General features: G+C 66.7%; 4 protein-coding genes. All 4 read left to right on the top strand.

What is annotated here, in order from left to right:
- The coding region (locus tag VMD50_RS20320; RefSeq protein WP_325430098.1) for an aldehyde dehydrogenase family protein at positions 1–1,296 on the top strand (1,296 nt) is incomplete at its 5' end.
- The gene (locus VMD50_RS20315; protein WP_325430096.1) at positions 1,293–2,498 is read left to right on the top strand and encodes a CaiB/BaiF CoA transferase family protein; all 1,206 of its coding nucleotides are present in this window, start codon (positions 1,293–1,295) and stop codon (positions 2,496–2,498) included. The genes VMD50_RS20320 and VMD50_RS20315, both read left to right, overlap by 4 nt.
- 362 nt (positions 2,499–2,860) lie before the next feature.
- Positions 2,861–3,676 (top strand): MlaE family ABC transporter permease, encoded by an 816-nt coding sequence (locus tag VMD50_RS20310; protein WP_325430094.1) that lies wholly within the window; start codon positions 2,861–2,863, stop codon positions 3,674–3,676.
- 22 nt (positions 3,677–3,698) lie between these two features.
- Positions 3,699–4,403, top strand: a 705-nt coding sequence (locus tag VMD50_RS20305) for an MlaE family ABC transporter permease (RefSeq protein WP_325430091.1), incomplete at its 3' end; no start/stop codon positions are given.

Here is a 4,403-nt window from a genome sequence, read left to right as displayed (position 1 = left end):
ACGACCAGGTGGTCGACCGACGTCGAGCTGCGGGCGCGCTGCCTCGACCAGTTGCACCGTGCGCTGGTCGGGCATGCCGAGGAGCTTCGTGAGCTGACCATCGCGGAAGTCGGCGCCACGCGCGCCCTCACGCACGGCGCCCAGCTCGACGACCCGATCAAGATCGTGCGTTTCTACGCCGACCTGCTCCGCGCCTATAAGTTCTCCGAAGACCTGGGCGAGGCCGAGTCGCGGGGCATGCGGCATCACCGCTGGGTGGAAAAGGAAGCCGCCGGCGTGGTGAGCGCCATCATCGCCTACTACTATCCGAACCAGCTCGCGCTGGCCAAGCTGGCCCCCGCGCTGGCGGCCGGATGCACCGTGGTGCTCAAGGGCGCGCCCGACACCCCCCTGATCACGCTGGCCCTGGGGCAGTTGATCGCCAACCACACCGACATCCCGCGCGGGGTGGTGAACGTGCTCACGTCGTCGGACGCCTCGGTGGGAGTCGCATTGACCACCAGCCCCGACGCCGACGTGGTGACCTTCACCGGATCGACCGCCGTCGGCCGCCAGATCATGGCCGCCGCGAGCGACACCGTGAAACGCGTCTTCCTGGAGCTGGGCGGCAAGTCGGCCGTGATCATGCTCGACGACGCCGACTTCGCGAGCGCCGCCATGTTCGCGGCCTTCAGCATGGTGACCCACGCCGGCCAGGGCTGCGCGCTCACGTCGCGTCTGCTGGTGCCCAAGTCGCACCACGACGAGATCGTCGGGCTGATCGCGCAGAACTTCGCCAAGGTGCGCCACGGGGACCCGGCCGATCCGAAGACGTTCATGGGGCCGCTCATCAGCGAGCGCCAGCGCGACAAGGTCGACGCCATGGTCCAGCGCGCCGTCGCCGCGGGGGCCACCCTGGTCACCGGCGGCAAGCGGTTGGATCCCGGCTACTTCTATGCGCCCACGTTGCTCACCGACGTCGACCCCGACAGCGAGATCGCCCAGGACGAGGTCTTCGGGCCGGTGCTCGTCGTCATCGGATTCGACGATGACGACGACGCGGTGCGCATCGCCAACAACTCGATCTACGGGCTGGCCGGCGCGGTGTTCAGCCGCGACCAGAACCGGGCGCTGGCGGTCGCGCGCCGGATCCGGGCCGGATCGTTTTCCGTCAACGGCGGCAACTACTTCGGGGCCGACAGCCCGTTCGGGGGCCTCAAGCAATCCGGCATCGGCCGCGAGATGGGCGTAGCCGGCATGGAGGAATTCCTGGAACGGAAGACTTTTGCCGTCCCCGTTACGGGGGCTTCGGCGTGAGGCCGCTGGAGGGAATCCGCGTCCTGGAAGTCGCCATGTACGGCTTCGTCCCGTCGGCCGGCGCGGTGCTGGCCGAATGGGGAGCCGACGTCATCAAGGTCGAGCACGCCGTCACCGGCGACCCGCAACGCGGACTCCGGCAGACCGGCATGCTGCGCGTCGAAGGCGACCCGAACCCCAACATCGAACACGCCAACCGCGGCAAGCGCAGCATCGGGCTCGACATGTCGGTGCCCGAGGGCAGGGAAGTGTTGTACGAGCTGGCCCGCCGAGCCGACGTTTTCCTCACAAGCTTCCTTCCCGCTCACCGGAAGAAGTTCGGCATCGACGTCGACGACATCCGTGCGGTCAACCCGAACATCGTCTACGCCCGCGGCAGCGCGCTGGGCCCCCGCGGCGCCGAGTCGGAGAAGGGCGGCTACGACATGACCGCCTTCTGGTGCCGGGCCGGAACCGCGGCCACCATCACCCCGGCCGGCATGCCGGGAATTATCGCACCGCCCGGACCGGCGTACGGCGACACCATCTCCGGCACCAACCTCGCCGGTGGCATCGCGGCGGCGTTGCTGAAGCGCGAACGCACGGGCGAACCGTCGGTCGTCGACGTGTCGCTGCTGGGCAGTGGCCTGTGGTCGATGGGACATACGGTCGCGCTGACAAAACATCTGGGCCGGCGGATGGAAGCGCCGCCGCCCGGCGTGCATGGCGCGCCGAACAATCCGTTGGTGGGGCTCTACACCACATCCGACGGCCGCTACATCTCCTTCGTGATGATGCAGCCCACCAAGTTCTGGGCGGACGTGTGCCGGCACGTCGACCTGCCCGAGCTGGCCGACGATCCGCGCTTCGCCACCGTCGAGACGATCGCCGCCAACACCGCGGATGCGGTCGAGATCTTGACCAAGGTGATCGCAAGCCGCACGCTGGCCGAGTGGAGCGAGCGCTTTGCCACGCTGGCCGGTCCGTGGGCGCCCGTGCAGGACACCCTGCAAGCGGTCGACGACGCGCAGATCCGCGCCAACGAGTACCTGGTTCGCGCAGGTGAACTCGACCTGGTCGCCAACCCGGTCCAGTTCGATGTCACGGCGCCACACACCGGCCCGGCGCCCGGATTCGCCGAGCAGACCGACGAGGTCCTGATGGAGATCGGGCTCGATTGGGACCGCATCATCGAGCTCAAGACGGCCGGCGCCGTCACTTGAGTGCTACAGGACCGGAGCCGTGTCAAATGTCAAAGCCGAATGGCGCTTTGCACCCGATGGGCTGTCCGATAACGGTTTTGAATTTTTCGTTCCACCGGGACGCGCCATGAGTCATAATCGCCGGACGCTTCAAGACATCGGGCCCCTCGTTTTGGAGCGCCAACTCACGCGGCAGAACGGAGGTCTGGCGTGAGGATGGTAGCGGTTGCCGCATCGGAGGTGAACTCCGAAATGTGGCTATCCGCTATGCATTTCGCGATCCGCGCCGCGCGTTGTCGGCCATCGGTTCGGCTGCATTCCCGGCAGCCGGTCAAGAGGAACGAGACTGCCGGTCTGAAAAATGCTGGAAGGGGCTGAGATCGATGGCGACTAGGAGAGCCGGACCCGAGCGATGGACTGGCGGCATCTCGCTCGGCCGCGGCTCCAAGCCCATGGAGGCGGTCGGCGGACTGTTCGCGATGTCCGCCGACGCGATCAAGTTCGCCTTCCGCCGGCCCTGGCAGTGGCGCGAGTTCTTGGAGCAGTCGTGGTTCATCGCGCGCGTCGCGTTGGCACCCACGCTGCTGGTGGCCATTCCGTTCACCGTCCTGGTCAGCTTCACCCTCAACATCCTGCTGCGCGAACTGGGTGCCGCGGACTTGTCCGGGGCCGGTGCCGCTTTCGGTGCGGTGACCCAGGTCGGCCCGCTGGTGACCGTGTTGATCGTCGCGGGTGCCGGTTCGACGGCGATGTGCGCGGACCTGGGTTCGCGGACCATCCGCGAGGAGATCGACGCCATGGAGGTGCTGGGCATCAATCCGGTGCAGCGCCTGGTGACCCCGCGCATGCTGGCCTCGGGCCTGGTGGCCCTGTTGCTGAACAGCCTGGTCGTCATCATCGGCATCGTGGGCGGCTACGTCTTTTCGGTGTTCGTCCAAGACGTCAATCCCGGGGCGTTCGCCGCGGGCATCACCCTGCTGACCGGTGTTCCCGAGGTGATCATTTCCTGCGTCAAGGCAGCGCTTTTCGGCCTGATCGCCGGATTGGTCGCGTGCTACCGGGGGCTGACGGTGTCCGGCGGCGCAAAGGCCGTCGGCAACGCGGTCAACGAGACGGTCGTGTATGCGTTCATGGCGCTGTTCGTCGTGAATGTGGTCGTCACCGCCATCGGCATCCGAATGTCAACCAAGGGCCACTGAGGAGGTGGGGGGACAGACGGTGATGACGCTACGCGCCACCTACCCGCGCCTGACGCGACAACTCGACAAGCCGGTCGCCACCCTGAGCCGGATCGGCGACCACACCCTGTTCTACGGTCAGGCGCTCGCCGGGGTCCCGTTCGCGGTCCGCCACTACCGGCGGGAGGTCATCCGGCTTATAGCCGAAATCAGTATGGGCGCGGGAACTTTGGCCATGATCGGCGGCACGCTTGCGATCGTCGGCTTTTTGACGCTGGCCGCGGGTGGCACCCTGGCGGTCCAGGGCTACAGCTCGCTGGGCAACATCGGCATCGAGGCGCTGACCGGGTTCCTGGCGGCCTTCATCAACGTTCGAATCGCGGCGCCGATCGTCGCCGGAATCGGTTTGGCCGCCACCTTCGGCGCCGGCGTGACCGCGCAGCTCGGCGCCATGCGGATCAACGAAGAGATCGACGCGCTGGAATCCATGGCCATCCGGCCGATCTCGTATCTGGTCAGCACCAGGATCGCCGCCGGCATGATCGCGATCACGCCGCTGTATTCCATTGCCGTCATCCTGTCGTTCCTCGCCAGCCAATTCACGACGGTGGTCCTGTTCGGCCAGTCGAGCGGCCTGTATCAGCACTACTTCTCGACGTTCCTCAACCCGATCGACTTGTTGTGGTCGTTCCTGCAAGCCGTCCTGATGGCGATCACGATCTTGTTGATCCACACGTATTTCGGCTAC

Origin of the sequence: Mycobacterium sp. (assembly GCF_035506235.1) — a bacterium.
Taxonomy (GTDB): Bacteria; Actinomycetota; Actinomycetes; order Mycobacteriales; family Mycobacteriaceae; genus Mycobacterium.
This window is presented reverse-complemented; position numbering and strand designations above follow the sequence as displayed.